Origin of the sequence: Bathymodiolus platifrons methanotrophic gill symbiont, assembly GCF_002189065.1 — a bacterium.
GTDB lineage: Bacteria > Pseudomonadota > Gammaproteobacteria > Methylococcales > Methylomonadaceae > Methyloprofundus.
Map to the genome: position 1 here is coordinate 1 of NZ_BDMN01000490.1, position 4,107 is coordinate 4,107.

The window sequence follows — 4,107 nt, forward strand, 5'->3', positions numbered from 1 at the left end:
CTTAATCATAAGCACACCTTTTTATTTAGTTATACATATTATAAACGTTCATTTATAGTTTGTATGATGGTAATAAAAAGGTGAATTCATGGTTAAGAAAGCTATAGGTTATACTAGATAAAGTAATTAACTCAATTGATTATGGATTAAACCACTCACCTTTCAAACTATAAGGACAAAAATGAAATTACTTTTAAAAGTATACAGCACAACAATACTTTTAACGTCACTCAGCGGCTGTATGACTTTTTCTGGAGACAAACTTGCCGGAATTGAATCTATCACCCCCGCATCAAGCCCACTTATAGAAGAAAGTATTGGTGACTTTACTATGCACTTGGATGGCGGGGCTATGGTTACGAATAATAAAGCGGGAAGAATAATTAATGATGCCATTCTTGGAGTATGGAAGAAAAATAATTATATAAGTGATTTTACTTATGTACCTAAGCAAGAATTTACCGGAAATGCAGAGTACAACTTAACATTAAAGGGGCACCAAGAAGGAAAGTCGAGTGTTGCTATGCAGTTTTTTAGCGGACTAACCTTGTTTCTTCTGCCTTACAACGTAAACACAACCTATGACCTCATTTACGAACTTGATGAAGTAGGAACGGGGAAAAAATACACGACGCATGTAGCAGAAGATATGAGATCAATACAGTGGTTACTATTTTTCCCTGCTTTCCCTTTTTCATTTATTGGAGCAGCCAATACATATGATCGCCTTGCAGAGCATGCTTATCAAGACTTTGTAAAAAAAGGCGCTTTTTCTGGCCAAGAAACTACACAAGAACCAATAAACTGAAGTTTCCCAATAATTATTTATGGTAAAGAGGATGTACGTAAAATTGGAAGCATGCCATTCGACAACGCATATAAAAAACCCTCTGAGGTGCTATAAGCACTGGCTTCCAGTCTAATGAATAATTCTTATTCAGAGTACTCTGTTCAAGTGTTTAAATATAAGGGTGGTTTTGCACGTAAAGAGGCCGTGGCACCAGTGTAGATCAATGTACCTTGCTTATTTTTCTTCATGCACTCAATAGCAGCCTTGGCAAACAAAAAAGCTCCCAGACAGTTCTGCTGCCATAATGTTGTAAAGGTTTCTGTTGTGGTCTCCAGAATCGGTAGGGAAATTTGGCAAAATCCCCTGCGACTTCTGGAGACTATCATTCCGTCAGGGGCTGACGGTTACGAAATATTAAGCCTATTAAAAACAAAGCAGGGAGGTTCGCTTTTCGAACTTCCATATATCTGGCATCTTTTTCGCTATGATTTTTAGACGTGATGAGGTAGGCATCAATACGGTAAAAAGTTAAGCAAATGATTTTTAATCTAAGTGTTTAAATAAGCATAAGGGGTGCTGAGTAGTAACGATAAATATCTGAAGCTACTTTATGTTTATATTTTTGCTTATGTTCGGGTGAATCGCTAACTTTTTCTATCGGTCCTTTCCCATGGTTGGCATCGACCCTCAGGATCCAGTATTGTACGAATCTCCATTACTAAGCATATAAGTTCTGCAGTATGTTTTTGAATTTGCTGTAAGAATTCAGTACCAATTGGTGTTTCTAAGTAAGATTTTTCTTCATCATTGTTGACATAAATAGCAAGTGACTTTCCTTCTTTGTTAGGTAACCCCCAAGCTGCATGGCATAACAGATTCCTATATTTCACGATCTCATCTAAACCATCTAATCCTTCTTTGATGACATCATCTTTATTAATTAATGAATTATTATTTGCTAAATTATGATATTTTTTAACAAGCTCACCAAATGGTAGTGACATATTGTTAAGTAGACGGCTATTAAGCTTATTATTCCAGTCCTCAAAATCTTTTAAGTCTTTCTCATTGTTAACTTTTTTGTCACGTTTCGTCATTACTTCAAATACATAAATTCCTTTTACAAGAGTATCTTCAAGATAGCCAAAAGTGGCTACGGTTCGACCTAAATGCTCCCAAAAGTCTGCTTGATGTTTATGTGTTGGATACCCTTTATGGATTTTTTCTTTATCTATCATTTAAGTTTATTTCATGGATAAAAAAGGATGTCATGCAGCCGCTTATATTGCTACAGGCCGCATTTTGCAAATTTTGCGATATACCGTTCATGTGGGGAATATATTGACTCCCTACGGGACGTATTGATAAAGCATTAAATGACACACTCCCTTTGCCCAAGAATTTGGCCTTAAAGAAATTCACTCTCTCGTTGCCTAAGAATTTGGCATTAAAGAAATTCACACTCCCTTTGCCCAAGAATTTGGCCTTAAAGAAATACACATTGCCATCGCCAAAATTAACATTACAAAAATCCACGTTTCCTTCGCCGAACTGGGCGTCGCAGAAATCCGTGTCTCCTGCTCCGAACGTGGCGCTGTTAAAATTCACTTCGCCCTCACCGAATATAGTGCTCTTAAATTCTCCGAGATGCGTACCTAACTGGGCAGAGCTGAAATTCACGTTTCCTTTGCCGAACTTAGCTTCCATGAAAGAAACACCCTGGCCAAAATTGGCGGAGGTGAAGTTAACGTTACCATCCCCAAACTTCACCCCCTTAAAGTTAACGTTACCTTTCTTTGGAAACAGATACCCTGAGAAGTTAAATTCCCCTTTTCCTTTCCTATGCTTTGAAAAATCGACACCTGAAAAATCCACCGTCGTATCATCACCATGTTTTTCAACATAAGCGTTCCATCTTTCTTTACCTGCTAAGAACTCGTCAAAGGCTTCTTTATCCTTGCCAGATATAGTCTTTCGCTCTTTATAGTTGGTATTCATAGTTAATATGCCTATTTTTGTTTTTCACGTTCGCATACAAGTAAGTTTAGCCCCTGTAATGCCTGTAGGCCGCATTTTGCAAATTCTACGATATACCGTTCATGTGGGGAATATATTGGCTCCCTACGGGACGTATTGATAAAGCATGGATAACGAAAAGACGTTACCCACACCTTACCAACACTAGCCAACACATTCCCCACAATCACTATCAATCACAGCAATATGGTTTCTCTTAAACCGCGCTCCGCGCATCAATAATAAACAATGATAATTTGTAAGAATAAAAAGATAAGAAAAGAAGCCCAGACGCGAAGAGCAAGTGTGGGCAAGAACACCCATTAAACACATAGATTGTAAGGTTTTACCTGTTTATCTTTCCCACTCAAAATGCTAATGATTTTTTTAGCTATTTCGAGGGAGAATAAACAGAATAATCGAGTTTTTAAGCCCCTTTTACCTCCGCCCTGCCCCTGCGCTATAGAATATATATAAATATATCCCCCTGTACAGCTACGCAGCATATTTGCACTATAAAATTCAATTCCCGCAGGTGAGACGGTATAAACCCGCGACTTCTACTTTATACAAATATGATCTTACTGACTACCTCTACATACCCTTGATCGGTAGCTCTGTCCTGACCTATTCCAATATCATCTAATCCAAAATAGGGGCTGGGCTTGAAAGAAGAGAAGAAAAACCAGAATTGCTTACAAATGAGAAGATAATTAAGATATAATTAACGTTCGTTTGATTGCAAGAGTCTGTTTCTTACTTTCAAGCTGTGGTGAGTGACTGAAAGCACTCATACACAACCTTTATTAAAGGCAAAAAACCCAAGTACTTAAAAATGCTTGGGTTTTTTTTTGCCTTTAAGCCCTAAACTTTAAAAGTTAGGGGCTTGTTTCTAAACCTGAAAGAGGAAATATCAGGTTCTATTGCCAATAACCTTAACCCATACAACCAAGACATAGCAAGTTTAGCTGTAGAGCATCTTGCAAAATAACGACTATTCCACGTTCTGATGTCAAGAGTAGGACTCGACACAAGCCCCTCAGAGGCGCATTAACGCTCGCTCTAGCTCCCTACTAGCTACCCCACCAGGTACACCATGGGCTAACGCTACTCCTCAACGCCCCCCCCTAGAAGAATACTATAAAGCCCACAGAGAGCAGAAAACAAGGTCGTCGGCTTATAATACCCCATGGGGAAATAAACTTTGAACGTTTTAAACTCCTTTCACATGAAACCCTAATTACGGTGATATAACATGGCTAACGGGATAAAATTACAGTTTAAACGACTACTACCACCAC

At 38.3% G+C, this 4,107-nt stretch carries 3 protein-coding genes; 1 reads left to right on the top strand and 2 read right to left on the bottom strand.

Features of this window, described 5'->3' with window-relative positions; translation table 11 throughout:
* Positions 1–181 precede the first annotated feature (181 nt).
* A complete protein-coding gene (locus CDZ78_RS19730) occupies positions 182–808 on the top strand; it encodes a hypothetical protein (RefSeq protein WP_140414251.1) in 627 nt (208 codons plus the stop codon).
* Between the two features lie 626 nt (positions 809–1,434).
* Here CDZ78_RS19730 and CDZ78_RS19740 read toward each other — a convergent pair.
* A complete protein-coding gene (locus CDZ78_RS19740) occupies positions 1,435–2,028 on the bottom strand; it encodes a hypothetical protein (RefSeq protein ID WP_087871489.1) in 594 nt (197 codons plus the stop codon).
* Complete coding sequence (locus tag CDZ78_RS19745; protein ID WP_087871490.1) at positions 2,018–2,788, bottom strand: hypothetical protein; 771 nt, start codon at positions 2,786–2,788, stop codon at positions 2,018–2,020. The genes CDZ78_RS19740 and CDZ78_RS19745 overlap by 11 nt, the downstream gene beginning before the upstream one ends.
* Between the last annotated feature and the right edge of the window lie 1,319 nt (positions 2,789–4,107).

Excerpts from the sequence above, each read along its gene's own strand:
- CDZ78_RS19730 (WP_140414251.1), top strand. The coding sequence starts at position 182 with ATGAAATTACTTTTAAAAGTATACAGCACAACAATACTTTTAACGTCA.
- CDZ78_RS19740 (WP_087871489.1), bottom strand. The coding sequence starts at position 2,028 with ATGATAGATAAAGAAAAAATCCATAAAGGGTATCCAACACATAAACAT.
- CDZ78_RS19745 (WP_087871490.1), bottom strand. The coding sequence starts at position 2,788 with ATGAATACCAACTATAAAGAGCGAAAGACTATATCTGGCAAGGATAAA.